This window comes from Telluria sp. GW821-FHT07G12 (genome assembly GCF_059418525.1).
The window spans coordinates 502,872-528,711 of sequence record NZ_JBWKQA010000004.1 but is presented as its reverse complement, the minus strand read 5'-3'; the positions used below and the strand labels follow the sequence as shown (position 1 = coordinate 528,711).

The following is a 25,840-nucleotide window of genomic DNA, read 5'->3' as shown; positions in this document are numbered from 1 at the left end:
ACACACCGGTTTGCGGCTATCATTACCCACCTTATTTTTCTGCGTTTCCAAACCATCATCATGACTTTGCGGATCATTGCCACCGGCGGCACCTTCGACAAACACTACAACGAACTCAACGGTGTCCTGGGCTTTGCGGACAGCCACTTGCCTGAGGTTATCAAACGTTCGCGCATCACCATCCCTGCCGCGCTCGAGGTCGTTTCCCTGCTCGACTCGCTCGACATGCAGGACGCCGACCGCCAGAAGGTCCTGGCCGCCTGCCAGGCCGCCAGCGAGAAGGCGATCGTGATCGTGCACGGCACCGACACCATGCGCGAAACCGCCGAGGTGCTGGGGCCGGCAGTGAAGGACAAGACCATCGTCTTCACCGGCGCCATGATCCCCTACGAGATCGCCAACTCGGATGCGCTGTTCAACTTCGGCTTCGCCTGCGGCGTGGCCCAGACCCTGCCGCCGGGTGTCTACGTGGCCATGAACGGCAGCATTTTTACCTGGGACAACGTCACCAAGAACCGCGCCGCCGGCGTCTTCCAGCAACGCTGACACAGCAGCATTTCTGGACGGCTAACGCGCGCTGCGCGTTGTTGGCAATTCCTACAATGCTTCCTCCATGACCGCAGGAGGAAGCACAATGAACGAGCAGCGCCCGACCCTGACCACCCGCCAGGGTCATCCCGTCCGCGACAACCAGTCCCTGCGCTCGGTTGGCGAGCGCGGTCCCGCCACACTGGAAAACTACCAGTTCATCGAAAAGATCACACACTTCGACCGCGAGCGCATCCCCGAACGCGTGGTGCACGCGCGCGGTACCGGCGCCCACGGTTATTTCGAAGCCTACGGCAAGATCGGCAACGAGCCCGCCAGCAAATTCACCCGCGCCCGCGTCCTCAACGAGGTCGGCGTGCAGACCCCTGTGTTCGTGCGCTTCTCGACCGTGATCGGCGCCAAGGAATCGCCGGAAACGGCACGCGACCCGCGCGGCTTCGCCGTCAAACTGAAAACCCTGGACGGCAACTGGGACCTGGTCGGCAACAACCTGAAGGTCTTCTTCATCCGCGACGCGATCAAGTTCCCGGACATGATCCACGCCTTCAAACCCGACCCCGTCACCAACCAGCAGGAACCGTGGCGCTTCTACGATTTCATCTCGAACCACCCGGAAGCGCTGCACATGGTTACCTGGGTCAAGAGCCCATGGGGCATTCCAGCCAATTACCGCGAGATGGAAGGTTCGGGCGTTAACACTTATAAACTGGTGAACGACCAGGGCATCGCCCACATCGTGAAATTCCACTGGCAGCCGAAACAGGGCGTGCGCAATCTGACCTCCAGCCAAGCCGCCGAGATCCAGGGCCACGACACCAGCCAGCCACGCCACCCGCGACCTGTATGAGGCGATCGAGCGCGGCGAGTTCCCGGAGTGGGAATTCTGCGTACAGATCATGTCCGACGGCGAGCATCCCGAACTCGACTTCGACCCGCTGGACGACACCAAGCGCTGGCCGGAAGACCAGTTCCCGCTGCTGCCGGTAGGCCGCATGGTGCTCAACAAGAACCCGGACAATGTGTTCGCCGAAACCGAGCAGTCGGCCTTCGGCACCGGCGTGCTGGTCGACGGCATCGACTTCTCGGACGACAAGATGCTGCAGGGCCGCACCCTGTCCTACTCCGACACCCAGCGCTACCGCGTCGGCCCCAACTACCTGCAGCTGCCGATCAACGCGCCGCAGGACGGCGCCCGCGCCCGCACCAACCAGCGCGACGGCCAGATGGCGTATTACGTCGACGGCGGCGGCGAAGACAAGCACATCAACTACGAGCCCAGCCTGCTGGGCGGCCTGCAGGAAGCGCCGCAGCCGGCCAAGGACTATCACCAGTACGTGCAGGGCCACGTCGGCCGCTACCAGACCACCTCGACCGCGGCCGACTACCAGCAGGCCGGCGACCGCTACCGGTCTTTCGAGGACTGGGAACGCGACGACCTGGTGAACAACGTCGGCGGCGACCTCAAGAAATGCCCGGAAGTCATCCAGCTGCGCATGGTCTGGCACCTGTGGCACTGCGACGAAGATTACGGCCGCCGCGTGGCGCAGGTGGCCGGCATCGATCTCGAGAAAGCCAAGGCCCTGCCGCCGCTGCCGGGCAAGCCGGCGCCGCACGAGGACCGGCAAGGGGCGACCTACACCAGCGGGCAGGCGGAAAGCTCGGGTGGGAAGAAGGAGCCGGCGACGACGGAGGAAGTGGCGGCTAAATGAACAACGGCCCGGGCGCAATGTCCGGGCCGTTGTTTTTGTCGTCATGCCTGGCATTGCCCGACCTGACTTCCCGCGAAAGCGGGAATCTATACGTCGCGTGCTGAGTGGCTCAGCATGGATTCCCGCCTTCGCGGGAATGACGATGCTTACGCCTTGGCCTCGCCACCCAGCGCCTCAACCAGATCCGCCAGCATCTTGGCCAGCTCGCCGGTCATCAGCATGATGTCGTTATCGAAGCGCTCGTCATCGCTGTAGGTGATGGTTTCGTTTTCCTTGATCACGTCCAGCGGCTTGACGCCCTTGACCGCCAGCGACTCGGTCAGCACGAAGGACACGCGGCTGTTCCAGGTCATGGCCAGGCGGGTGCACTGCTTGCCGGCGGCGATGTGGCGGCGGATGTCTTCCGGGTCCAGTGAGTGCTTCACGTAGCGCACCGCGGCCTTGCTCTCGCCGGTGGCGCGCAGCTCGGTGTCCTGGTCGATCGTGAAGTTGTACGGCGCCTCGTCCGATTCCAGCCAGCCGGTCATGACGGCCACCGGCGAGCTCTGCACGCGCAGCGATTCCAGCGGCATCTTGTCGACGGCCTTCAGCAGCAGCTTGATGACGTCGTCGGCTTTCGACGGGCTGGCGGCATCGATCACCAGCCAGCCGTTGACCGGGTCGATCCAGGTCCAGACGTTGCTGCGGATCGAGAAGGCGCGCGGCAGCAGTTCGTCGGCCACGCGTTCCTTCAGCTCTTTCATGGCCTTCTTGCCCGGCGGGAAGCCTTGCTGCTCTTCCAGCTCGGCCGCGCGGGCCTTGGCAACCTGGTTGATGACCGAGCCCGGCAGCAGTTTCTTTTCGGTGCCCAGCATCATCAGCATCTGCTTGTTGACTTCGTGGACCAGCTTGCCGTTGCCGCGCGGCGAATCCCAGCCCTGGCGCAGCAGTTCATTGCTGCTGGCCGGCGTGAACGCCTGCGACTGCAGCGCCTCTTCCATTTGTTCGGCGGTAAAAGCCCACGGTGCGGGCAGACGATAGATCTGAAGATTCTTGAACCACATACCTTGCTTTCTTTAACCTATAAATTTCAGGGGAACGACATTCTACACGCTGCCGGCCGGCAATTTTCAGCCAGCAGGGTAGGCTTTTTTAATGTGTTGCGCGTTCGTCAAACAAGCTGAGCTGCTCGACCTGTTCCGTGTCGCTCAGCCGCACGCCCACGCCCAGCAGGCGCACCGGGCGGCTGGCGCGCAGCCAGCCGGTTTCCATCAGGTGCGTGAAGATCGCCAGGTTGGGCGCGTAGCCGACGCACTCGACTGTGGTCTGCTGGAAGTCGTTGAATTTCAGTTTGACGAAGAGCTTGTTGATGAATTTTTCAGCATTGTTGCGCTTGATCCGGCCCTGCAGGTGCTCCATCAGCTCAGGCAGCAGGGCCAGGCAGGCTGGCAGGTCCGGCACGTCGGGCGTATAGGTTTCCTCGGTACTGATCGACTTGCGCTCGCGCACCGGGTTGACCTCGCGGTAGTCGATGCCGCGGCACAGGTCGTACAGGCGGGCGCCGAAGGAGCCGAAATGCTCCTGCAGCTTGGCCATGTTCCAGGTTCGCAGGTCGGCGCAGGTTTCCACGCCCAGGCTTTTCATCTTGGCCGCCGTGACCTTGCCGACGCCGTGCAGCTTCTTCACCGGCAGCGCGGCCACGAAGGCATCGACTTCCTCGGGGCGCACCAGGAACAGGCCGTCCGGCTTGTTCCAGTCGCTGGCGATCTTGGCCACGAACTTGCTCGGCGCCACGCCGGCAGACGCCGTGATCCCGACGGTCTCGAAAATGCGCCGCCGGATCTCCTGCGCGATCAGGGTCGCGCTGCCCTTGCAGTGCGGCGACTCCGTCACGTCCAGGTAAGCCTCGTCCAGTGAGAGCGGCTCGACCAGCTCCGTGTAGTCGCGGTAGATGTCCATGATCTGGGTTGATGCGATCCGGTACTTCTCCATGTTCGGCGGGATCAGGAGCAGGTTCGGACACAGTTTCATCGCCTGGGCGGTGGCCATCGCCGAATGGATGCCGAAGCGGCGCGCCTCGTAGTTGCAGGTGGCGATCACGCCACGCTGGTCCGGCCGTCCCCCGACCGCCAGCGGCCGGCCGCGCAGGGACGGATCATCCCGCATCTCGACGGAAGCGTAGAAACAGTCGCAGTCGCAGTGGATGATCTTGCGGGTCGGAGTATTCATACTGTAATTCCATACAGTATAAGTGCTAACAAAAAAGGCGCGCAACTTTCGTTACGCGCCCTGTCTTGCCGCTTGAAGGCTTACCAGGTGAACTTCAGCGTGTAATTGCCCAGGGGACCCGCGTGATAGCGCACGCGGACCAGGCGCGCCTGGGTGGTAGTCGCCGTGTTGGTCACCGACACCGCATCGTTCACGCCGGCGCCGTTGGTGCTCACGGCCAGCTGGGTGCCCGCGCTGGTGTAGGCGTACAGGTCATAGTCGATGGTGCTGCCGCTCATGCTCAGGGTCGCGGTCAGGGTCTTACCGGCCGGCACCTGGACGATGAAATAATCGTTGTCGTTGCTGGCGGACATGGTCCCGTTGACCACGGTGCCGGCCACGTTCACGGCGTTGGCGTTCGAGAGGAAATTGTTCGGTTCCACCTCGTTCTGGGTCGGCGGCTGCACCGCCACCGTGGCCGTCACCGCATTCACGGCCGCGGCCGCGTCGACAATGCCGGCGCCGCAGCCCGAGCAGGCCACCGGGAAGGCGCGCGCGGTGGCTTTCAGCTTGGCTTCGACTTCGTCCGGGGTCAGCGCCGGGTTCTTCGCCAGCATCAGCGCGGCCACGCCGGCCACGTGCGGGGTCGCCATCGAGGTGCCCATCATGTAGCCGTAGTTGTCGCCCGCCGGGGTGGTGGTGCCGGCGTTCCAGGTCGACAGGATGGCCGCGCCGCTGTCGCCGCCCGGGGCTGCGACGTCGACGTTCGCGCCGTAGTTCGAGTAGGACGCCTTGCCGCCGCTGCGGCCGACCGCCGCCACCGTGATCACGCCGGCGCAGTTGGCCGGGTTCGAGTTGGACGCATTCACGTTCGAGTTGCCGGCCGCGACCACGACCACGGCGCCGCGCGAACGGGCGCTGTTGATCGCATTCTGGGTCGTGGCGTCGCAGGCGCCGCTGCCGCCCAGCGACAGGTTCAGCACGCGCGCCTTGTTCGGGTTGGCCGGGACGCCGGTGACGGCGCCGCCGGACGCCCAGATCATGGCGTCGGCGATATCCGAGGTGTAGCCGCCGCACTTGCCCAGCACGCGCACCGGGACGACCTTGGCGCCGAAAGCGACGCCGGCCACGCCGACGCCGTTGTTGGTCTTCGCGGCGATGGTGCCGGCCACGTGGGTGCCGTGCCAGCTCGAGGCATCGTCCTGCGCCGGCAGGCCGCCGCCGCACTGGCCGGCGGTGGTGCTGTCGCCGACATCGCTGGCGTCGCTGTCGCGGCCGCCGCCGTCGGCAGCCATGGCCGCGTTGGCGATGAAGTCATAGCCCGGCAGGATCTGGCCCGACAGGTCGGCGTGCGGACGGTAGCCGGTATCGATCACGGCCACGTTGATGCCGGCGCCGGTCGACTTGTCCCAGGCGGCGGGCAGGTTCAGGCCGCCCTTGGCGTCGTAGTAGTGCCACTGCTGGGTGTACATCGGGTCATTCGGAGTGAACAGCGGGACCATGATGCGGTCTGGCTCGGCGTACTCGACGTCCGGGTCGCGCGCCATCAGCTCGGCGGCCAGGGCGCGGGCTTCGTCCAGCGACATGGTACGGCTGAGCTGCAAGACGTCGGCGCCGGTGGCGGTCGCGCGCAGTGCGCGCATGGTGGCGCCGAGCTGCTGGCCGGCGCGGGCGAGCAGGGCCTGGCGCGCAGCCGACATGGCGCGCGCGGGCACGGCGCCCTTGGAATTGTCGACGGCGTCCTTGTACTTGACGATCAGGCGGTCGGTCTGGGTAATGACTCTGGTTTGTGCCGCATCCGACGGCGCAGCGTGAGCAGCCAGCGAGCCGAAGGCGACGAGGGCTGCTGCGCAGATTTTCAACACGGGATACATCTTGTGGTGCGTCATGCTTGCTTCCTCTTTTGGAGTAACCGAACAGGGAAGCGTAACGAAAAGCGGCCCGCTTGGGGCCGCTTTAGGGGTTTTTACCACAGGAAAATTTTTGATAAGTAATTGATTGTTAAAGGAATTTAGTTCCTTGCGGCATTTCCTTTATAGATCAATCAGCTTTCTCGAACTTTCTGTTTGCAGATGATTACCAGCTCAGTTTCAGCGTGTAGGTGCCGCTGGTCGAACCGGTGCCGCCGCTGTAGTACACCACGCGCACGTAAGCAGTCACGGCAGTGGTGCCGGTATTCGACGCACTTGCCGAATCCACCGCGCCCGTACCGTTGGTGCTGGAAGTCACCTGGGTGCCTGCGCTGTTGTAGATGTACAGGTCGTAGTCGGAGCTTGCGTTCGGCGTCAGGGTCGCGCTCAGGGTCTTGCCGGCCGGGATCGTGACCTTGAAGTAGTCCGTGTCGCTGCTGCTCGACAGGTTGCCGTTGACCGTGGTGCCCGAGGTCGCGACCGTGTTACCGGTGGAGATCGTGTTGTTCGACTCGGTTTCCGACATCGTCGTGCCGGTGCTGGTGCCGGCAGCCGCATCGACAGCGGCCGAAGCGTCGACGATACCTGCGCCGCAACCCGAGCACGTTGCCGGGAAGGCGCGTGCGCTCGACTTCAGCTTCGCTTCGACCTCGTCCGGGGTCAGGTTCGGGTTCTTCGCCAGCATCAGCGCGACCACGCCTGCCACGTGCGGGGTGGCCATCGAGGTGCCCATGTAGCCGGCGTAGTTGTCGGCGCCCGGGGTGGTGGTGCCGGCGTTCAGGGTCGACAGGATCGCCGCGCCGGTATCGCCGCCAGGTGCGGCCACGTCGACGACGGTGCCGTAGTTCGAGTACGACGCACGGCCGCCCGACTTGTTGGTGGCCGCCACCGCGATCACGCCCGAGCAGTTGGCCGGGTTGCTGTTGCTGGCGTTCTGGTTTTCGTTACCGGCCGCAACCACGACCACGGTGCCGCGCGAGCGGGCGCTGTTGATCGCGCTTTGCGAGGTCGTGTCGCAGGCGCCGCCGCCGCCCAGCGACATGTTGATCACCTGTGCACGGGCCGCGATATTGGTCACGCCCGAGACGGTGCCGCCGGAAGCCCAGATGATGCCGTTGGCGATATCGGAGGTGTAGCCGCCGCACTGGCCCAGCACGCGCACCGGCACGACCTTGGCGCCGTAGGCGACGCCGGCCACGCCGATACCGTTGTTGGTGAGCGCAGCGATGGTGCCGGCCACGTGGGTGCCGTGCCAGCTCGAGTTCGAGGCCGGCTCGCCGGCGCCGCACTGGCCCGCGGTGGTCCAGTCGCCCGGATCGCTGGCGTCGCTGTCGCGGCCGTTGCCGTCGTTCGAAATCGCGGTGTCGGCGATGAAGTCATAGCCGGCCAGGATCTGGCCCTGCAGGTCGACGTGCGGACGGTAGCCGGTGTCGATCACGGCCACGCGGATGCCAGTGCCGGTCGACTTGTCCCAGGCCGCCGGCAGGCGCATGCCGCCGGTAACATCGGTGTAGTCCCACTGCTGGCTGAAGTACGGATCGTTCGGGGTGAACATCGGCTTCATGATGCGGTCCGGCTCGGCGTACTCCACCGAAGCGTCGCTGGCCATCAGGTCGGCGGCGACCTTGGCGGCGTCGGCCACCGACACCTTGCGGTTCAGCTGGATGACGCGGGCGCCGGTTCCGATGGTGTGCAGTTCCTTCATCGTCAGGCCGAGATTGCGGCCGGCCAGCTCGAGCTTGGCCATGCGCGATGCCGGAATCACGCCGGCAGCGGCCAGACGCGACTGGCCCTTGGCGCCGGGTGCGGCTTCATCCTTGTACTTGACGATCAGGCGGTCGGTCTGGTCGGTGATGCCTACACCCTGCGCGGCGGATGCGGTGACAGCCCCGGCGGGAACGCCAGCGTGGACGGCGCTTGCGCCGAGGCCGATCACGGCCGCTGCGCACAACTTCAAGACTGCCGGGTACATCGATTTCTGAGACTTCATGTTTCTTCCTTATTAGAAAAACACAAAAGTTTGATTTTCCGCAAGCACATCATGACTACTCAGTGCCTGAGATCTAGTTGTGTCGGCGCCAATTGCTCACCGATTGCCCGTCTGAAAGCGGACACGGAAGAGTAGCGCGAAGAAAGAAGACATGTAGAAATTTCACAATTGATTTCGGCATCTTTACAACGAAAAACCACACTTGGTAGTAAAAACCTACTTTATTTGGCCGAAATCGAGCTCTGCAAAATAAGATCTTGCTAAAAAACACCTGAAAATCACGAAATCGTCATTCTTGGTCAACCACATGATTTAACACATCGTTTTGACTTATATCAGATATAACCAAAAAATTTGATATATGTGCATACGCAGATAAATAAAAAAAGGCCGCGATCGCTCGCGGCCTTTTTGATGTCAGGGAGAACTAAGCTGATGCTTAGAAGTTGCCCTTGAACTGAACGCCCCAGGTACGCGGCTCGTTGGTGAAGCCGGTCAGGTTGTTGAAGTCGATGGCGCCGGTGATGCGGCGCTGGTCGAGGATGTTGCGGCCGAAGGCAGCCACTTCATACTTGCCGCCCGCCCAGTTGTAGCCGACGCGCAGGCCGCCTTCGGTCAGCGGCTTGCCGCTGAACTCGGTTGCTTCGTACAGGAAGAAGTTGATCTTCGTACGGTAGGACCAGTCGGTGTAAACGAAGAACTCGCCGTCGCCCATCGGCACGCCGTAGCGCGCGGTCGCGTTGAGGGTCCACTTCGGCGCCTGCGGCAGCGGGTTGCCGTTGATCTCGACGCGGCCGGCCGTGTTGATCGGGTCGGTGATGGTGCACTGGGCGCACTTGTTGACCGACAGGCTAGGATCGCGGATCTCGGTGAAGTTGTAGCTGGCGCCGGCGGTCACGCGCAGTTCCGGGCTGACGATGCCTTCGACGTCGAATTCGGCGCCGTGGGCCTTGGTCTTGGCCGCGTTGATCAGCTTGGTGACGTTCGAGTTGCCGCCGACCACGGTCAGCTGCTGGTTCTTCACTTCGAAGTCGTACAGCGAGAAGTTCAGGCGGGCGCGGCGCTCGAACAGGTCGGCCTTGATGCCGCCTTCGATCGAGGTGACGGTCTCGGCGTCGGCCACGGTCACCGGCACCGATGCCGAGGCGGCAGCGATACTCGGGGCGCGGAAGCCGGTCGCCGCACGGGCGTACAGGTTCACGTCACGGTTCAGCTTGTAGGTACCGGACAGGTCCCAGTTGACCTTGCTCTTGCTTTCGCTGATGCCGGCCGGGCCGATCAGGGTCACGTTGGTGTGTTCCAACGTGGCGAAGTCCTTCTTGTCGTCGGTGTAGCGCAGGCCGCCGCGCAGGGTGAAGGCGTCGTTGACGGCATAGGTCACGGAACCGAAGGCGGCCCAGGCCTTGTTCTTCTGGTTCGAGACCACGCGCGAGGTCTGCGCCTGGGTCACGCTGTCGAAGTTGTCGCTGCCGCCGGTCGCGTCTTCGTCGAAGTAATACAGGCCGGCCTGCCAGTTCAGCGGGCCGGTGTTCTTCGATTCGACACGGAATTCCTGCGACCACTGGCTCAGGTCGGTCAGGCGACTGGCGGTCTGCACCTGGAAGGGCACCACGCCCGGGCCGCCGATGATGCCGCCGTCGATGTCGCCGCGGCTGTTGTAGTGATCCACGCTTTCGTAGCCGGTGATCGAATACAGTTTCACAGGACCCAGGTCCCAGCTCAGGCGCAGGTTGGCGCCCTGGGTCTTGAGGTCCTGGAAGTTCTGGGCGTTGGTGACGATGCTGTTCAGGTCGTAACCGTCGGCGATGTCGTTCGTGCCCTTCTTGATCAGGTTGGCGCGGAACAGGCGGGCGCTGCCGTTGGTGGTGCGCTGGTGCACGTTGAACAGCGCGCTGAAGGTGCTGTCCGGGGTGTACAGGAACTGCACGCGCTCGGCGTGCTCGTTGTAGCCGTCCAGTTCGCCGGTCTTGTTGGTCTTGGCGAGGTCGCTGTAGTTGTTGACGAAATCGTCGCGGTGCTGGCGCAGGGTCGAGACGCGCATCGCCCACTTGTCCGACAGCGGCACGTTGACGGCGCCTTCCAGGTTCACGGTGTTGTGGCTGCCCCAGGAGGCGTTGTAGTAGCCCTCGACCTTTTTCAGGTTCGGCTTTTCGGATTCGAGCTTGACCACGCCGGCCGGGGTGTTGCGGCCGAACAGGGTGCCCTGCGGGCCGCGCAGCACTTCGACGCCGGCGACGTCGAAGATCGGGAAGCCTTTGAGGATCGGGTTTTCCTGGACGATGTCGTCATAGATCAGCGACACCGGCTGCGAGGCGAACAGCGAGAAGTCGGTGTTGCCGTAGCCGCGGATGTAGAAGCGCGGGAAGGTGCGGCCGTTCGACGATTCGATGTTCAGGCTCGGCACTTTGCCGGCCAGCACGCGGATGTCTTCACCGCCCGAGACGATGACGTCGAGCTTTTCACCCTTGACGGCGCTGACCGAGACCGGCACCTCCTTGATATTCTCGGTGCGGCGCTGCGCCGTCACGGTGACGGTCTGCAGCTCGTTGGTCGATGTAGCTTGGGCCATGGCCGCACCGGCGGACAGGGCTGACAGCGCCAGCATCGCGCCATGGGCGGCGATGACGCGCTTGTGCATCTTGGACATCTTGGTCATTGCGATTTCCTAGGAAGGGTAAAAAAACTGGTGTGTGTCTCCGCCATCCCCCCTCTTCCCCCCTGAACAATTCGCATCGTTATCGATGTCTTCACATTGCCAGGTTGGTAAAGGCGCAATTGTCGAACATGTGCATTAGCTTATGCAAGGAATAAGCGCGATCGTGGGCAGGCATACAACATTTTTTTTCCCTAAAGCCCTTGCGTGCTCCAGAAGGGATACGCTATGATTCGGGCCTCTTCGGACGTGGTGACAAACGTCGAAGACATCACCGAAGCGGTTTGCGGGCGCTTAGCTCAGTTGGTAGAGCGGATCCCTTACAAGGATTAGGTCGGGAGTTCGAGCCTCTCAGCGCCCACCAGATCTCCGGACGATGTCGACAGCGAAGAGAAGATCAGTAAAAACGGAGCGGTAGTTCAGTTGGTTAGAATACCGGCCTGTCACGCCGGGGGTCGCGGGTTCGAGCCCCGTCCGCTCCGCCAGATTCAAAGAAAAAAGGTCCGACTTGTCGGGCCTTTTTTCGTTTACCGCCGTAGAGCGCGCTCAAGCGCGTTTCAGCATCGGCTGGCCGACTTCGACCCGGTTGCGCCCACTGGTCTTGGCCGCATACAGCGCGTGATCGGCGCGGGCCAGCGCCGCTGTCAGCTCCTCGCCGGCCTCGATCGTCACCACGCCGATGCTGACCGTCATGCGGTAGCCCGGCGCGCCGCCAAACACCGGCGCATCGAGCACGGCAAGGCGCAGGCGTTCCGCCACCTCCAGCGCACCCTCGAGCCGGGTGGCGGGCAGGACCAGTGCAAATTCTTCGCCGCCGAGCCGGCCGATGAGGTCATGCTCGCGCAGCACGCCGCGCGTGGTGTCGGCGAAGACCTTCAGCGCCTCGTCGCCGCAGGCGTGGCCATGGCTGTCGTTGAGCTGCTTGAAGTGGTCGATGTCGAGCATCAGCAAGGCGATCGGCTTGCGCAGGCGCAGCGCCAGCTGGCGCGCACTGTCGGCCTGCTCGAAGAAGGCGCGGCGGTTCAGCATGCCGGTGAGGCCGTCGATGGTCGCCAGACGGCGCATCAGCGCGTCGTCCTTCTGCTTGCACAGCAACAGGAAACCGAAGCCGTTCACGATCATCAGGAGGTAGCTGGCCAGGTAGGCCAGGCCGATGACCGGCGTCATGCCGGTGCCGGGGCTGCCGCCTTCGAAGCCCAGCCAAGCCCAGATCGCCAGCGCGAACAGGATGTTGTTGACGCCAATGATACGCTGCAGCAGCGGCGCCTCGCGCGGACGCAGCAGCACCACCGCCGCGCCGAACACGGACAGGGCGATAATGAAGGAGATCAGTTCTGTCAGCTGCAGGCGCGAGGCCCCGGTCGCCACCGCGTAGCAGACCGCCACCCAGCCGGGAACGGTAAGCAGGTAGAGCGACCTGCGCCAGCGCGTAAAACCGAAGAACAGGCAGTTGGCGCCCACCTCCAGCGCGACGCCGCCCAGCCAGGCGCAGGCGGACAAGGCCTCGACCAGGCGCAGCTCGAACTGCGGCGCGATCCACCAGCACAATTGGGCAAGGCCGATCGACAGGCGGCCCCACATCCAGTAGCCGAGGGCCGGGCTGTTGTCGGCGCCGCGCATATATCCCGCCATCAGCAGGGCAAAGGCGATATTGCCGACGCCGAGCGCCAGCATGAAAGTTTGAATGTCGATCACTCGGGTTCTCTCTGGGACAGCCGCAGCTTGTTCGTGTATTTATAGCAACAGATGTTTCCTAAGGGAATTATCTTACACGGTTTCAACATTTGTGCACGTACGATTCGTGTTTGAACGGGGCTAGTGTCTGATAACGGCACAGCACTCGTGCTATTGCTGCGTGGCACAACCTAATCGTGCATAATTGACAAGCACCTAATTCCTGGAGTTCCCGTGATCTTTGGTTTTCTCAAGTCCCAGACCTTGTCCCCGCGCCAGCGCCGGCTGCAGAACACGTCCCTGTTCCGCACGCTCAAGCCGATCGAGGTCAAGTTCGTGGATGGCCTGATGCACGAGCGGCGCTACCAGCCCGAAGAGATCGTCTTCGACGAGAACGAGGAGGGCCAGGCGCTCTACCTGGTGATGGCGGGACGCGTCGAGATCAGCCGTATGCACGAAGGCCGCCGCCAGCTGGTGAGCGAGCTGGGACCGGGCAGCTTCTTCGGCGACCTCGCCCTGCTCGACAACTCGCCGCGCAGCGCCCGCGTACGCGCCATCGACCACTGCGAGCTGGCGGTGTTCTTCCGCGACGACTTCCTGGCGCTGATGGACACCGACGCCGTCATCGGCTACAAGATCTCGCTGGCGCTGGCGCGCCACATCGGCCAGCGCCTGCGCGAGCGCCTCGACGGCCGCCCGCAGCTGGAAGCGCTGTGATCGCCGCGCCCGTGGTCCGCGAAGAGCGCGCCGGGCCGGTGGTCTGGACCGGGATCATCGCCGTCACCTGCCTGCTGCTGGTGCTGCTCGAGCACATGCTGTGGCTGGTGCTGCCCTTTATCTTCGGCACCGTGATGTACTACACGCTGCTGGGCCCGATGCGGCGCCTGCTGCGCCTGGGCTTTTCGCGCAGCGTCTCGTCGATGCTGGTATGCGGCGTGTTCTTCGGCGTGTCCGCGCTGGTGCTGGTGGCGGCGCTGACCTGGAACGCCGGGCCGGACGATGCCGGCTCCTGGAGCGATACGCTGGCGCTGTACGCGAACGGCGGCGTGGCCTTTGTGCGCAACACGATGGCGCTGCTGGAAGCGAAATTCCCGATCCTGGCGGAGATGCATCTGAGTTCGCTGGCCAACAAGCGCTTCAAGGTCTTCACCGATACCTTCGCCCAGCGCTACCTGGCCACCATCCTGGTCACCGCGGCCGGCTGGCTGCCCTCGCTGCTGCTGGCGCCCTTCCTCGCCTTCTTCTTCCTGCGCGACGGCCTGCGCTTCAAGAAATTCCTGGCGCGCGCGGTGCCGAACGCCTACTTCGAGCGCACCCTGTTCCTGCTGCACCAGGTCGACCAGACCGCGCGCCGCTACTTCGAAGGCCTGCTCAAGCTGACCGTGCTCGACACCATCGTGCTGGGCTTCGGCCTGTGGGTGATCGGCGTCTCCTCGCCGCTGCTGCTGGGTTTTATCTCGGCGCTGCTGGCCTGGGTGCCCTTCATCGGCTCGGTGGTCGGTTGCGTGATGGTGGTGATCGTGGCCGCCACCGACGCGCCCAGCAATCCGCTGGTGGCCTACGGCGCCATCGTCGTCTTCATCCTCGCGCGCCTGCTGGACGATTTCGTGTTCATGCCGATGACGCTCGGGCGCAGCCTCAAGATCCATCCCTTGATCACGGTGCTGATGATCTTCATCGGCGGCGCGCTGTCCGGCGTGGCCGGCCTGATGCTGGTGCTGCCGCTGCTGGGCGTGGTGATGGTGATCGGCGAAACGCTGGGACGCTTGATGACCAATCCGCGGCTGCGGGCGCGGCACCGGTACGCCAAGCAGTTGCGCGAGAAGCAGGCGAGTGGCGACCTGAAAGTCTAAAACAATTCGGGGTCAGAGCACTTTTTTGGGCAAGATCTCACTGGCATTAAACCTGCGCTGGCGCACGGGCAGCGCCTGACTTTCACTGCTATTTTTAGTCGCAAGTAATTGATCAAAAAAGTGCTCTGACCCCGAATTTTGGGCGTAAAAAAACCGGGGTCGTGCCCCGGTTTGCTTTTACTTCCGCCCCGCCGTCTTCGGCTTGGCCGTATTTGGCTTGGCCTTGATGGTCGACAGGATGCCCGGCTTGGTTTTCGACGGCGGCGCCATGAAGGGCGCCGGCTCGTTGCGGCCCTTGCCGCCACCGCCGTTCGCTCCTCGGGCATTGCGGCGCGTCGCCACTTCGATCACGCGGCCCTTCGGCGCCGCGCTGCGTGCCTCGGCCACCAGCGGCATGTTCTTGCGCTCGCTGCGCGGCGTGGCTTCCAGCTCGCTGCCGGGCGGCGGCACCAGGTGGCGTTCGCCATTGCCGATCAGGTCACCGCGGCCCATGCGCTTGAGGCCCTCGCGCAGCACCGGCCAGTTTTCCGGATCGTAGTAGCGCAGGAAGGCTTTGTGCAGCTTGCGCTGCTTGCCGCTCTTGGCGGTCAGGACCTCTTCCGACTCGTCCGTCACCTTGGCCAGCGGGTTCTTGGCCGTGTGGTACATGGTGGTGGCCATCGCCATCGGCGTCGGCGTGAAGGTCTGCACCTGGTCGAGGTGGAAGTTGTTCTTCTTCAGCCACAAGGCCAGGTTCAGCATGTCCTCGTCGGTCGACCCCGGGTGGGCTGCGATGAAGTAGGGGATCAGGTACTGCTTCTTGCCCGCCTCCTTCGAGTACTTGTCGAACAGCGCCTTGAACTCGTCGTAGGCGCCGATACCCGGCTTCATCATCTTCGACAGCGTGCCCTCTTCCGTGTGCTCCGGCGCGATTTTGAGCAGGCCGCCCACGTGGTGGGTGACGAGTTCCTTCACGTACTCGGGCGAGCGCACGGCCAGGTCGTAGCGCAGGCCGGAACCGATCAGGATCTTCTTGATGCCCGGGATCGCGCGCGCCTTGCGGTACAGCGAAATCAGCTTGCTGTGGTCGGTGCCAAGGTTGGAGCAGATGGTCGGGTAGACGCAGGACAGACGGCGGCAGGTTTCCTCGACCTTCTTGTCCTTGCAAGCCAGGCGGTACATGTTCGCCGTCGGGCCGCCCAGGTCGGTAATGGTGCCGGCGAAGTTCTTGGTCGTGTCGCGAATCAGCTCGATCTCGCGCAGGATCGACGGCTCCGAACGGCTCTGGATGATGCGGCCTTCGTGCTCGGTGATCGAGCAGAAGGTGCAGCCGCCGAAGCAGCCGCGCATGATGTTCACCGAGTAGCGGATCATCTCCCAGGCCGGAATGTGCGCCTTGCCGTAGCTCGGGTGCGGCGCACGCGCGTAGGCCAGGTCGTAGACGCCATCCATCTCGTCCATCGCCAGCGGCAGCGGCGGCGGGTTCAGCCAGACGTCGCGGTCGCCGTGCTGCTGCACCAGCGCGCGCGCATTGCCCGGGTTCGACTCCAGGTGGAACACGCGCGAGGCGTGCGCGTACATCACCGGGTCTTCGCTGACGGTTTCAAAAGAAGGCAGGCGCACCACGGTTTTCCGCGCTTTTTCGCGGGCGGCGGCTTGTCTCTGCTCGCGCGTCATGATGACGATCGGTTTGACTTCCGGCTCCGGCTGCGCGTTCTCGGTGGCGCAGGCTTTCGTGTCCTCCTGCGCCATCGCGTAGGGGTTCGGGTGCGGATCGACGCGGCCCGGCACGTCGACGCGGGTCGAGTTGTGCACTGACCACTCTTCGTCCGGCAGCCAGCCGTGCGGCACCAGGAAGGCAGTGCCGCGCAGGTCGCGGATGCTCTTGATGTTCTCCCCGGCCGCGATGCGGCGCGTCACATCCACCAGCGCCCGCTCGGCGTTGCCGAAGATGACCAGGTCCGCCTTCGATTCGAACAGCACCGAGCGGCGCACCTTGTCCGACCAGTAATCGTAGTGCGCGATGCGGCGCAGCGAGGCCTCGATCGAGCCGGCGATGACCGGCACGCCCGGGAAAGCTTCGCGGGCGCGCTGGCAATACACCGTCACGGCGCGGTCCGGGCGCTTGTTCGGCTCGGCATTCGGCGTATAGGCGTCATCCGAGCGGATCTTGCGGTCGGCCGTGTAGCGGTTGACCATCGAGTCCATGTTGCCGGCGGTAATGCCCCAGTACAGGTTGGGCTTGCCGAGCGCGCGGAAGGGTTCCACGGAGGTCCAGTCCGGCTGGCTGATGATGCCGACGCGATAACCCTGCGCTTCTAGCAGGCGGCCGACCAGCGCCATCCCGAAGCTCGGGTGGTCGATGTAGGCGTCACCCGTGATCAGGATGATGTCGCACGAATCCCAGCCCAGCTTGTCCATCTCGGCGCGGGACATGGGCAGGAAGGGAGCGGCGGGAGCGCGGCTGGAACGTTTGGCAACGTTCGCGAAAAGATTGGCGGGGGAGTTCATTGGCCGGCATTTTACAGGAAAAGCGTTCGGCCAGCTCCATCCCCTTCCAAAATTGGCTTAATTTTCAACAACTTGGCTCATCCATTGCGGATGAAATGTTGTTTTAGAGCGCCTAACAAAGCCCGCAGGGCAAGGCGCATCGTCGAAGACAGTACGCTAGTACGGCGAGACGATGCAACGCCGCCATGGGGGCTTTGTTCGGCGCTCTTAGATGCCCATGTTGTTGAGGATGTTTCCAAGCTGGCGCAGCGCCGGCTCCAGGGTCGGGTGGCGGGCCGCGAAACGGGCCGTGATTTCCTGGCTGCGCGAGGCCAGGCCGTAGGTATTGGCGTCCGGGTCGTCGGCGCGCTTCTCGAGCACGTGCTTGATGTCGCCGTCGAGCTGGCGCAGCAGCATTTCCAGCTCATCGTCGACCTCGCCCGCATCCTCGAGGTGGCGATGCAGGGTCTTGAGGTGCGCTTTCAGGGTGTCTTCGTTATCGTTCAACATGTCTTCCCTCATGTGGTGAACTTGGTCTCCAGGTACAGCTTCTCGACCTGTTCGCGGGCCCAGGGCATCTTGCGTAGGAACTTCAGGCTCGACTTGATGCTGGGGTCCTTGATGAAACAGTTGATCTCGATGCGGCGGCCGAGCCCGTCCCAGCCGTAATGCTCGACCAGGCGGGTTAGGACCGATTCTAAAGTAATACCGTGTAATGCTTGAACACTCATTGCAGAGGGGGATGCCGTATAGGGGATGTTGAATGGAAGTTTATATCTGAAGGGGAAGGATGGGCGCGCGGCCCATCCCCCTATTGAACGCTTACTCGCCGGTCAGGCCACGGCGCTCCAGCAGCGGCTCGATCTTCGCATCGCGGCCGCGGAAGTTGCGGTACATGTCCATCGCATCCATGGTGCCGCCGCGCGACAGCAGCATCTGGCGGAAGCGGTCGCCGTTCTTGCGCGACAGGCCGCCGTTTTCCTTGAACCACTCGACGGTGTCGGCGTCCAGCTTCTCGGCCCACAGGTAGCCGTAATAGCCGGCCGAGTAGCCGCCCGAGAACACGTGCGAGAAATAGGTCGTGCGGTAGCGCGGCGGCACCAGCGGGAAGTCGACGCCGGCGTCATGCAGGGCCTTGGCTTCGAAGCCCAGCACGTCGGCCGGGATCTGGTCCGGGCCCAGCTGGTGCCAGCTCTGGTCCAGCATCGAGGCCGCTAAGTACTCGGTGGTGCGGTAGCCCTCGTTGAACTTGCTCGATGCCTGCACCTTGTCCAGCAGCTCTTTCGGCATCGGCGCGCCGGTCTGGTAGTGCTTCGCATAATTGGCCAGCACTTCCGGCCAGTCCATCCACATCTCGTTGACCTGCGACGGGAACTCGACGTAGTCGCGCGGCACGCGGGTGCCCGAGAAGCGCGGGTACTTCACGTTCGAGAACATGCCGTGCAGCGCATGGCCGAACTCGTGGAACATGGTGCGCACTTCGTCGTAGGTCAGCAGGGTCGGCTCGCCGGCCGCCGGCTTCGGGATGTTCAGGTGGTTGGCGATCACCGGGTGGGTGCCGAGCAGGGTGTTCTGGCCCACGTAGGCGTTCATCCAGGCGCCGCCGCGCTTGTTGGCACGCGCATACGGGTCGTGCAGGAAGATCGCCAGCTGCTTGCCGTCGGTGTCGAAGACGTCGAACACGCGCACGTCCGGGTCGTACACCGGCAGGTCCTTGCGCTCCTTGAAGGTGATGCCGAACTCCTTGGTGGCGGCGAAGAACACACCGTCGATCAGGACCCTGTTGTACTCGAAGTAGGGACGCAGCTGATTCTGGTCGAAGGCATAGCGCTGGGCGCGCACTTTATCCGTGTAGTAGTTCCAGTCGTAGGCGGTCGCCTGGAACGGTGTGCCAGACTTCGCGTCCTCGGCGTCGATCACCTTCTGCAGGTCGGCCGCTTCCTTCTTCGCGTTGTTCACAGCCGGTTTGGCAAATTCGGCCAGCAGCTTGTTGACGGCGCCGGTTGTCTTCGCGGTCTGGTCCTCCAGCATGTAGGCCGCGTGGTTCGGATAACCCAGCAGCGCTGCGCGCTCGGCGCGCGCCCTGGTCAGCTCCAGCACCAGGTTGCGGTTGTCGAAGTCGCCGCCATGGCTGCCGCGCGCCAGCGAGGTCGCCAGCAGCTTTTCGCGGGTCGCGCGATTGGTCAGCACGGACAGCGGCGCCTGCTGGGTGGTGTTCACGACCGGGATCACGAACTTGCCGTCCAGGCCGCGCTTCTTCGCTTCCGCCGCGGCGACGTCGATCGCCTTGTCCGACATGCCGGCCAGCTCCTCGCGGCTGTCGACCACCAGGGCCGAGGCATTCGCTTCCTTCAGCACGTTCTGGCTGAACTGGGTCTGCAGCGCGGCGATCTTGCCGTTGTAGGCTTTCAGCTTGATCTTGTCGCTGGCGGACAGCTGGGCGCCGGCGCGCACGAAGTCGGTGTGGTAGCGCTGCAGCAGGTAGGCCGACTCGGCGTCCAGGTGCAGCTTGTCGCGCTTGTCGTACAGGGTCCGGATCCGTTTATACAGTTTTTCGTTCAGGCGGATCTTGTCGCTGTGCGCGGCCAGCTTCGGCGCCAGTTCCTTGTCCAACGCGTTCAGGGTGTCGTTGGTGTTGGCGCCGACCAGGCTGGAGAAAGCGGTCGAGACACGGTTCAGCAGCTGGCCGGAACGCTCCATCGCGACGACGGTGTTTTCAAAAGTAGGCGCGGCCTTGCTGTTGGCGATGGCGTCGATTTCAAGCGACTGCTGGCGCATGCCTTCCTCGAAGGCCGGCGCGAAGTCCTCGTTCTTGATCTTGTCGAAGGCCGGGTACTGGAACGGCAGGGTGCTCGGCTTGGCGAAGGGATTCGATGCCGGCAGCCTGGATGGTGCGGCATGCGCGAAGCCGGCGACGGCCGCGGCAACCGCGACAGCCAGGATGTGGGAACGCTTCATGTTCTCTCTCTGTATGATGATTATTGTTGGGCGCCGGTCAGGCCGCGGCGTTCCAGCAGCGGCTCGATCTTCGCATCGCGGCCGCGGAAGTTGCGGAACAGGTCCATCGCATCGGCCGAACCGCCACGCGACAACAGGGTCTGGCGGAAGTGGTCGCCGTTCTTGCGCAGCAGGCCGCCGTTCTCCTTGAACCACTCGACCGTGTCGGCATCCAGCTTTTCGCTCCACAGGTAGGCGTAGTAACCGGCCGAATAGCCGAGCGAGAAGCTGTGCGAGAAATAGGTCGTGCGGTAGCGCAGCGGCACCGGCGCGAAGTCCACGCCCGCATCCTTCAGGGCCTTGGCTTCGAAGCCCAGCACGTCGGTCGGGATCTGGCCCGGCGCCAGCTGGTGCCAGCGCTGGTCGAGCAGCGAGGCCGCCAGGTATTCGGTCGTGACGTAGCCCATGTTGAACTTCTTGGACGCCTGCACTTTATCGAGCAGCGCCTGCGGCATCGGTTCGCCGGTCTGGTAGTGCTTTGCGTAGTTGGCGAGGACTTCGGGCCAGGTCGCCCACATCTCGTTGACCTGGGACGGATACTCGACGAAGTCGCGCGGCGTGTTGGCGCCGCCAAAGGTCGGGTACTTCACGTTCGAAAACATGCCGTGCAGCGCGTGGCCGAATTCGTGGAAGGCGGTGCGCACCTCGTCATAGGTCAGCAGGGTCGGCTGGCCGGCGGGCGGCTTGGGGATGTTCAGGTGGTTCGCCACCACCGGGTGATTCCCCAGCAGCGAAGACTGCGTCACGTATTCGTTCATCCAGGCGCCGCCCTGCTTGTTCGGGCGCGCGTAGTAATCCATGATGAAGATCGCGAGCTGCTTGCCGTCGGCGTCGAAGACGTCGAACACGCGCACGTCCGGATCGTACACCGGCAGGTCCTTGCGCTCCTTGAAGCTGAGGCCGAACTCCTTGTTCGCGGCGAAGAACACGCCGTTCAGCACCACGTTGTTCAGCTCAAAATAGGGCTTCAGCTGGCTCTCGTCGAAGGCGTACTTCTGCTGGCGCACCTTGTCGGTGTAGAAGGCCCAGTCCTGCGCCGCGACCTGGAAGCCGCCCTTCTCCGCATCGATCACCTTCTGGATCTCGGCTGCTTCGAGCCTGGCGTTGTTCACGGCCGGCAGCGCCAGCTCGCCCAGCAGCTTGTTGACGGCTTCCGGCGTCTTCGCGGTTTCGACTTCCAGCGAGTAGGCGGCAAAGTTCGGGTAGCCCAGCAGGGTCGCCTTCTCGGCGCGCAGCTTGGCCAGGCGCTGCACCAGCTCGCGGCTGTCGAATTCGCCGCCACGGCTGCCGCGCGCCATCGATGCCGCCATCAGGCGCTCGCGCGTCGTGCGATTGGTCAGCGAGGACAGCGGCGCCTGGCCGGTGGTGTTGCCCAGCACGAGGACGAACTTGCCCTCCAGGCCGCGCTTCTTCGCTTCCGCGGCGGCGGCATCGATTTCGGCATCCGACAGGCCGGCCAGTTCCGCGCGGGTGTCGACCACCAGCGCCGAGGCATTCGCTTCCTTCAGCACGTTCTGGGCGAAGGTCGACTGCAGGCTGGCGATTTCGCCGTTATACGCCTTCAGCTTGTCCTTGTTGGCGCTCGACAGCTTGGCGCCGGCGCGCACGAAGTCGCGGTGGTAGCGTTCCAGCAGGTGCCTGGCCTCGGCGTCGAGTTTCAGGCTGTCGCGCTTATCGTACAGCGACTTCACGCGCTTCCACAGCTTGTCGTTCAGGTAGATCGCGTCGGCATGGGCGGCCAGCTTGGGCGACATCTCGCGGTCGATCGCGTCCAGGTTGTCGTTGGTGTTCGCACCCTGCAGATTCGAGAAGGTGGTCGACACGCGCGCCAGCAGCTGGCCCGCGCGCTCCATCGCGACGATGGTGTTCTCGAAGGTCGGCGCGTTGCGGTTGCTGGCGATCGCCTCGACTTCCAGCAGGTGCACGCGCATGCCGACTTCGAAGGCCGGCTTGAAGTGCTCGTCCTTGATCTTGTCGAAGGCCGGGTAGTGGAAGGGCAGCGTGCTGACCCTGGCGAAAGGATTCGAGGTGTCGAGGACAGTAGCGGAAGCGGCGGCGGCGGGAGTGGCAACGGCGGCGGTGGCGGTCGCTGCATAGGCAAGCGCGATGCTTGCCGCAACGATGAGGCGGAGTGGCTGTTTCATGCGATCTTTCACGGACACTGTAGGGACACTGCCGGAGCGAGCCCGGCAGCAAGGGCGCGGAAGATCATAGCAGGCTTGGGGCCGCGTCGTCACATCGGAAACATGGCTGATACATCGTATGTATAAGAACGCAGGACCTCATTGCTGATCGCGCTCGGCGGCCGCCTCTTCCTCTTCGATTTCCTCGACCACCTTCTCTTCGATGCGACGGTCCGGGATCAGCCACATCACGGCCACCGCCGCGTAGACCAGGAAGCCCAGCCAGGCGGCGAACCAGGCCAGCCCCACGCCAACCAGGTAGAGCACGATCGAGATCTTGCCCTTGCGGTCGTCGCCGACGGCTTCCGCCAGGGTCGTGTTCTTGTCATGGTTGCGCACCAGGCCGCGCACCAGCAGCGAATACGCCACCGCGCACATGAACAGCACGAAGCCGTAGGCAGCGGTCGGTCCGGTCTCGAAATGGTTCTCGCCCATCCAGGCCGTCACGAAGGGAATCAGCGACAGCCAGAACAGCAGGTGCAGGTTGGCCCACAGGACGCCGCCGCTGACTTCCTTCACGGCGTGCAGCATGTGGTGGTGGTTGTTCCAGTAGATGCCGACGTAGATGAAGCTGAGCACGTAGCTCATGAAGACGGGCCACAGCGGGATCAGCACGCGGAAATCAGCGCCGTGCGGGACTTTGAGTTCCAGCACCATGATGGTGATGATGATGGCGATGACGCCGTCGCTGAAGGCTTCTAGGCGGTTTTTTCCCATTACCATCGTCCGAACAGTTGGGTAAACAAACTAGCTTGGTTATCGCTCACCGATGTCTTTCCTGTTGGATCCAAAGTAATCACGACTTCCCAGTCATCGTATTCAAAATAAACATCCTCGAGATAGGAAAACCTCTTTCTCCCAGACTGAACGCTATTGGAACGCCAGTCAATGGCCCTCTCGGATGAACAGAAAAAGTGGTGGTCTTTCCAGCAGGGATCGAAGCAATACTTTGCTGGAAGTTGGGCCCGGATATCGTGACATTTCGGAGTACCTGACCAGATTGATTGGTGATGGAGAATGTAGTGTCAGCCGAGCATCCAACCAAGGAGACGATCGCAAAGGCTGAAACACTGCTTTTAAAATTCATTAGTGCTCCCAGACATTCGCTTGCGCTGATGCGTAACTTGCATACTGGCGCTTGTTCCAGTAGATGCCGACGTAGATGAAGCTGAGCACGTAGCTCATGAAGACGGGCCACAGCGGCAGGAGGGCGCGGACGTCAGGACTGTGCGAGACTTTGAGTTCCAGCACCACGATGGTGATGGTGATGGCGATGACGCCGTCGCTGAGGCTTCTAGCCGGTTTTTGCCCACTGATTGCCCCTATTACGTGCTCGAAAAAGCTTGCTTAACTTGATAGGTCGTTTTAGCAGCGTGTTTCGAAATGTCCACCGCCAAACTGCGGGCCCTGCATGGTAGCGGAAAGTGTAGATACGACCTCTGCAGTCGCTTCAGCGTCATTGACTATACTCCAGTCCGAACTATACCCGTGACCACCTACCATGCGCTGCACACGCCCGGCCGCTTTCACCAGAATTAAGCCTCCTTCGGAATCTTTCCTTCTGTGGTCGTTCACAAAAAGCGTTACCCCTTGATCAAGGGACCCAACTAGTGCTTCTGCTACTTTCGTGAGGTCGCTATTGTCTACAACGAAGTCATATCGGACGGTCAGCCCATCACTTCGAGACGATATAACACGAATAAATTGAGGTGGAGTGAACATGTGCTTCACTTCTTTTAAAATTGAGCCGGGAGCGCCTACCCATCCGTACGTTTTCCTTGCGCTTATTTCTGGTTGATCGATGCCACTAGCATTCGCAAACGAGCAAGCGCTTCAACAGATCCGAATCTACCAGCTTGCTGATAAACATCGCGCTTTGCGTCATCGTCGCTACAGACTTTGCCTAAGATGTCCCATGCGATAACACGATGAAGTTCGATGCGATCAGCATACTTCTCCAATAACGCGATCTCTTCTTCATCGGACTCATGTCCGTCGAGTGCGTAGTAAGCATAAAAATCGTTGTACTGTTCGCAAAAATCCCAGAAGCCCAGCTCACCATGAACGCACTTTTCAACGAGATCGTCATGCTTACTCAGTACTCGCAACAGTTCATCTTCGGATTCGAATATGACCATTTAACGTGTCTCCTCAGTTAGCGCAGCCTTGAATTTCATGCTTATTGATGAGTAACTTCCATGCTGAAGCTTGTTCCAGTAGATGCCGACGTAGATGAAGCTGAGCACGTAGCTCATGAAGACCGGCCAGAGCGCCAGCAAGTCAGGAGTATTTCTCAGCGAGCGCCTGCTTCCAATCCTGAAGTATCGCTACGATTTCAAGCGCATGCGCTTTTGTCTCCTGCAACCCCATCCGCTCCGTGGCGACATGGACCGAGTAGTCAGCAATTTCATCGTCGACATCACCGTCTTGGGAAAGCAGCGAGAACACTTTTGGCAAATAAGCGTAATACTCGTCCCTTGCCATTGGTGAACCTGCTACGCCGATTGGGTCCCATAAGTAATGCAGGACCTCGTCAACTCGCTGATACAGTTCGGCATCGCGCGGGGATGACTTGGTGCCCATGAGTTATTTAGTATGCAAGTAGCTGAAGGGACATCCTAACACCTACCCGAGCCCTCGAACCATTGATGAGGCGGCGCTCCCGCAACCACTTGCAATGTGTTGGACGATATCCAACACACTCGACATCAGTGCCGCAGCAAAACCAACACCTGGCGCTCTACAACTCTTCTTCTATCGCTAACAGGCGCGATTCGCGCACTGGCATGCTTCCTGCAATCGCAGCTTCGTGCCGGCACGATGCCTGGCATCGCCAACCACTTGAGGAGACTGACATGAACAAGCTGACGATCAAAGACCTGGCCATCACCAAGGAACTCGACAAGCGCCAGATGACTGGCGTGCTGGGTGGAATGGGGCGTACGCCACAGCAGATTCTGGCGTGGGAAATAACGGGCCAGCCGGCTACCTGGCAGGGACTGGTCCTGGGGGACGACAACCAGTTGCATGTGCCGGTAATCTGAACACGACATGACGCTGCAACGGCAATCGCTTGCAGCGGTTTATCCAGGTTCGCGCAGAAGCCCGTCGTGGTTCGATCCTTTATTCGTTCCACTGCTGCGTCGCCAGGATCCGCTCGAATCGCTGCGCCGCTTCCTCGGCATTGCCATAGCCCTCAACGGTCATGTACACCATCGATCGGTTGGAGCCGAGAAGATATTGCAGGAAGTAGTAATCCTTGAACATCTTCTTGCCCTTTGAGACCGTCGAGAATTGCACACGCCCATCCGGAAGCGCTGTTTCGGTCAGCGGACGAAGTACTTCCTGCTTGTGAGAAGTCGCGATACCCGGCATTTTTTCGGTGGCGAATCCCTTCAGGGTCTGCCAATGCTTCGCGACCGCGTCTGCCGGCGCACCCGGTGACAGGGTGCGATAGTTCATGATGACGAATTCCCCCTGGGGACCATGCCCTTCCGCACGCTGCTGCCCCGGAGTAAATTTCCATTCGGGCGTGAATTCGAGCGTCAGGGTGTCGGTGCGCAGAACGGGATTGTCGGCTGCACTGGCACAGCCGGCGCAGACGGCAAGAAAGACGGCGAGCAGGAATCTCATCTGCATCCTCTCCTTTCGATATCGATGAGCCGA

The 25,840-nt window shown here is 62.5% G+C and carries 22 protein-coding genes, 2 tRNA genes and 1 pseudogene; 8 read left to right on the top strand and 17 right to left on the bottom strand.

What is annotated here, in order from left to right; translation table 11 throughout:
* Window positions 1-60 precede the first annotated feature (60 nt).
* From AC07PE_RS18200 to AC07PE_RS18190, 3 genes are all read left to right on the top strand, one after another.
* Complete coding sequence (locus AC07PE_RS18200; RefSeq protein ID WP_498766967.1) at window positions 61-546, top strand: asparaginase domain-containing protein; 486 nt, start codon at window positions 61-63, stop codon at window positions 544-546.
* 88 nt (window positions 547-634) lie between these two features.
* Window positions 635-1,396, top strand: a complete 762-nt coding sequence (locus tag AC07PE_RS18195; protein ID WP_498766965.1) for a catalase — start codon at window positions 635-637, stop codon at window positions 1,394-1,396.
* Window positions 1,389-2,258: a catalase gene (locus tag AC07PE_RS18190; RefSeq protein ID WP_498767138.1), complete on the top strand. Its 870-nt coding sequence runs from the start codon at window positions 1,389-1,391 to the stop codon at window positions 2,256-2,258. Before AC07PE_RS18195 ends, AC07PE_RS18190 begins: the two co-directional genes overlap by 8 nt.
* Window positions 2,259-2,404: 146 nt before the next feature.
* On the opposite strand, the gene AC07PE_RS18185 is transcribed toward AC07PE_RS18190, so the two are convergent.
* From AC07PE_RS18185 to AC07PE_RS18165, 5 genes are all read right to left on the bottom strand, one after another.
* Entirely contained in the window at window positions 2,405-3,301 is an 897-nt protein-coding gene (locus AC07PE_RS18185; RefSeq protein ID WP_498766963.1) for a recombination-associated protein RdgC, read from the bottom strand.
* 88 nt (window positions 3,302-3,389) lie between these two features.
* Complete coding sequence (gene dinB / locus AC07PE_RS18180; RefSeq protein WP_498766961.1) at window positions 3,390-4,466, bottom strand: DNA polymerase IV; 1,077 nt, start codon at window positions 4,464-4,466, stop codon at window positions 3,390-3,392.
* 80 nt (window positions 4,467-4,546) lie between these two features.
* Window positions 4,547-6,334 (bottom strand): S8 family peptidase, encoded by a 1,788-nt coding sequence (locus tag AC07PE_RS18175; RefSeq protein WP_498766959.1) that lies wholly within the window; start codon window positions 6,332-6,334, stop codon window positions 4,547-4,549.
* Between the two features lie 187 nt (window positions 6,335-6,521).
* Window positions 6,522-8,345, bottom strand: a complete 1,824-nt coding sequence (locus AC07PE_RS18170) for a S8 family peptidase (RefSeq protein ID WP_498766957.1) — start codon at window positions 8,343-8,345, stop codon at window positions 6,522-6,524.
* 439 nt (window positions 8,346-8,784) lie between these two features.
* Complete coding sequence (locus tag AC07PE_RS18165) at window positions 8,785-11,001, bottom strand: TonB-dependent receptor (protein ID WP_498766955.1); 2,217 nt, start codon at window positions 10,999-11,001, stop codon at window positions 8,785-8,787.
* A gap of 285 nt (window positions 11,002-11,286) precedes the next feature.
* On the opposite strand from AC07PE_RS18165, the gene AC07PE_RS18160 reads away from it, so the two are divergent.
* Both AC07PE_RS18160 and AC07PE_RS18155 read left to right on the top strand, forming a co-directional pair.
* Window positions 11,287-11,362 (top strand) — tRNA-Val (locus AC07PE_RS18160).
* Between the two features lie 44 nt (window positions 11,363-11,406).
* A tRNA-Asp gene (locus AC07PE_RS18155) sits at window positions 11,407-11,483 on the top strand.
* A 61-nt stretch (window positions 11,484-11,544) separates the two neighbouring features.
* Here the strand turns inward: AC07PE_RS18155 and AC07PE_RS18150 are convergent.
* A complete protein-coding gene (locus AC07PE_RS18150; RefSeq protein WP_498766952.1) occupies window positions 11,545-12,693 on the bottom strand; it encodes a GGDEF domain-containing protein in 1,149 nt (382 codons plus the stop codon).
* A 213-nt stretch (window positions 12,694-12,906) separates the two neighbouring features.
* On the opposite strand from AC07PE_RS18150, the gene AC07PE_RS18145 reads away from it, so the two are divergent.
* The gene (locus AC07PE_RS18145) at window positions 12,907-13,389 is read left to right on the top strand and encodes a cyclic nucleotide-binding domain-containing protein (protein ID WP_230026994.1); all 483 of its coding nucleotides are present in this window, start codon (window positions 12,907-12,909) and stop codon (window positions 13,387-13,389) included.
* Window positions 13,386-14,525 carry an AI-2E family transporter gene (locus AC07PE_RS18140; RefSeq protein ID WP_498766950.1) on the top strand — a complete coding sequence of 380 codons (1,140 nt, stop codon included), beginning with the start codon at window positions 13,386-13,388 and terminating at the stop codon, window positions 14,523-14,525. The genes AC07PE_RS18145 and AC07PE_RS18140 overlap by 4 nt, the downstream gene beginning before the upstream one ends.
* A gap of 177 nt (window positions 14,526-14,702) precedes the next feature.
* Here the strand turns inward: AC07PE_RS18140 and AC07PE_RS18135 are convergent, their stop codons facing one another.
* The 10 genes and pseudogenes from AC07PE_RS18135 to AC07PE_RS18090 form a co-directional block, all read right to left on the bottom strand.
* Window positions 14,703-17,015 carry a YgiQ family radical SAM protein gene (locus AC07PE_RS18135; protein WP_498766948.1) on the bottom strand — a complete coding sequence of 771 codons (2,313 nt, stop codon included), beginning with the start codon at window positions 17,013-17,015 and terminating at the stop codon, window positions 14,703-14,705.
* 207 nt (window positions 17,016-17,222) lie between these two features.
* On the bottom strand, window positions 17,223-17,504 hold the full coding sequence (locus AC07PE_RS18130; RefSeq protein ID WP_498766946.1) for a DUF4404 family protein: 282 nt from the start codon (window positions 17,502-17,504) through the stop codon (window positions 17,223-17,225).
* Between the two features lie 8 nt (window positions 17,505-17,512).
* Window positions 17,513-17,725, bottom strand: a complete 213-nt coding sequence (locus AC07PE_RS18125; protein WP_498766944.1) for a VF530 family protein — start codon at window positions 17,723-17,725, stop codon at window positions 17,513-17,515.
* A 91-nt stretch (window positions 17,726-17,816) separates the two neighbouring features.
* Window positions 17,817-19,952 (bottom strand): M3 family metallopeptidase, encoded by a 2,136-nt coding sequence (locus AC07PE_RS18120; RefSeq protein ID WP_498766942.1) that lies wholly within the window; start codon window positions 19,950-19,952, stop codon window positions 17,817-17,819.
* 20 nt (window positions 19,953-19,972) lie between these two features.
* Window positions 19,973-22,135, bottom strand: a complete 2,163-nt coding sequence (locus AC07PE_RS18115; RefSeq protein WP_498766940.1) for a M3 family metallopeptidase — start codon at window positions 22,133-22,135, stop codon at window positions 19,973-19,975.
* Window positions 22,136-22,273: 138 nt separating this feature from the next.
* Window positions 22,274-22,891, bottom strand: coding sequence for a TMEM175 family protein (locus AC07PE_RS18110; RefSeq protein WP_498766938.1), 618 nt, complete (start codon window positions 22,889-22,891; stop codon window positions 22,274-22,276).
* 384 nt (window positions 22,892-23,275) lie between these two features.
* Window positions 23,276-23,487 (bottom strand): annotated as a pseudogene (locus tag AC07PE_RS18105) (TMEM175 family protein); the annotation flags it as partial.
* A 471-nt stretch (window positions 23,488-23,958) separates the two neighbouring features.
* Complete coding sequence (locus AC07PE_RS18100) at window positions 23,959-24,312, bottom strand: hypothetical protein (protein WP_498766936.1); 354 nt, start codon at window positions 24,310-24,312, stop codon at window positions 23,959-23,961.
* A complete protein-coding gene (locus tag AC07PE_RS18095; protein ID WP_498767136.1) occupies window positions 24,313-24,429 on the bottom strand; it encodes a hypothetical protein in 117 nt (38 codons plus the stop codon). It lies immediately after the preceding gene.
* Window positions 24,430-24,454: 25 nt separating this feature from the next.
* Window positions 24,455-24,757, bottom strand: a complete 303-nt coding sequence (locus AC07PE_RS18090) for a hypothetical protein (RefSeq protein WP_498766934.1) — start codon at window positions 24,755-24,757, stop codon at window positions 24,455-24,457.
* Window positions 24,758-25,029: 272 nt separating this feature from the next.
* Here AC07PE_RS18090 and AC07PE_RS18085 point away from each other — a divergent pair, with 272 nt between their 5' ends.
* Window positions 25,030-25,218, top strand: a complete 189-nt coding sequence (locus AC07PE_RS18085; protein WP_498766932.1) for a hypothetical protein — start codon at window positions 25,030-25,032, stop codon at window positions 25,216-25,218.
* 79 nt (window positions 25,219-25,297) lie between these two features.
* Here the strand turns inward: AC07PE_RS18085 and AC07PE_RS18080 are convergent, their stop codons facing one another.
* The gene (locus tag AC07PE_RS18080) at window positions 25,298-25,807 is read right to left on the bottom strand and encodes a hypothetical protein (RefSeq protein ID WP_498766930.1); all 510 of its coding nucleotides are present in this window, start codon (window positions 25,805-25,807) and stop codon (window positions 25,298-25,300) included.
* Window positions 25,808-25,840: the final 33 nt, after the last annotated feature.

Coding starts and splice junctions, on each gene's coding strand:
- AC07PE_RS18195 (WP_498766965.1), top strand. CDS start 635: ATGAACGAGCAGCGCCCGACCCTGACCACCCGCCAGGGTCATCCCGTC.
- AC07PE_RS18090 (WP_498766934.1), bottom strand. CDS start 24,757: ATGGGCACCAAGTCATCCCCGCGCGATGCCGAACTGTATCAGCGAGTT.
- AC07PE_RS18100 (WP_498766936.1), bottom strand. CDS start 24,312: ATGGTCATATTCGAATCCGAAGATGAACTGTTGCGAGTACTGAGTAAG.
- AC07PE_RS18120 (WP_498766942.1), bottom strand. CDS start 19,952: ATGAAGCGTTCCCACATCCTGGCTGTCGCGGTTGCCGCGGCCGTCGCC.
- AC07PE_RS18085 (WP_498766932.1), top strand. CDS start 25,030: ATGAACAAGCTGACGATCAAAGACCTGGCCATCACCAAGGAACTCGAC.
- AC07PE_RS18175 (WP_498766959.1), bottom strand. CDS start 6,334: ATGACGCACCACAAGATGTATCCCGTGTTGAAAATCTGCGCAGCAGCC.
- AC07PE_RS18125 (WP_498766944.1), bottom strand. CDS start 17,725: ATGAGTGTTCAAGCATTACACGGTATTACTTTAGAATCGGTCCTAACC.
- AC07PE_RS18130 (WP_498766946.1), bottom strand. CDS start 17,504: ATGTTGAACGATAACGAAGACACCCTGAAAGCGCACCTCAAGACCCTG.
- AC07PE_RS18115 (WP_498766940.1), bottom strand. CDS start 22,135: ATGAAACAGCCACTCCGCCTCATCGTTGCGGCAAGCATCGCGCTTGCC.
- AC07PE_RS18185 (WP_498766963.1), bottom strand. CDS start 3,301: ATGTGGTTCAAGAATCTTCAGATCTATCGTCTGCCCGCACCGTGGGCT.
- AC07PE_RS18080 (WP_498766930.1), bottom strand. CDS start 25,807: ATGAGATTCCTGCTCGCCGTCTTTCTTGCCGTCTGCGCCGGCTGTGCC.
- dinB (WP_498766961.1), bottom strand. CDS start 4,466: ATGAATACTCCGACCCGCAAGATCATCCACTGCGACTGCGACTGTTTC.
- AC07PE_RS18200 (WP_498766967.1), top strand. CDS start 61: ATGACTTTGCGGATCATTGCCACCGGCGGCACCTTCGACAAACACTAC.
- AC07PE_RS18095 (WP_498767136.1), bottom strand. CDS start 24,429: ATGAGCTACGTGCTCAGCTTCATCTACGTCGGCATCTACTGGAACAAG.
- AC07PE_RS18110 (WP_498766938.1), bottom strand. CDS start 22,891: ATGGGAAAAAACCGCCTAGAAGCCTTCAGCGACGGCGTCATCGCCATC.
- AC07PE_RS18135 (WP_498766948.1), bottom strand. CDS start 17,015: ATGAACTCCCCCGCCAATCTTTTCGCGAACGTTGCCAAACGTTCCAGC.
- AC07PE_RS18170 (WP_498766957.1), bottom strand. CDS start 8,345: ATGAAGTCTCAGAAATCGATGTACCCGGCAGTCTTGAAGTTGTGCGCA.
- AC07PE_RS18165 (WP_498766955.1), bottom strand. CDS start 11,001: ATGACCAAGATGTCCAAGATGCACAAGCGCGTCATCGCCGCCCATGGC.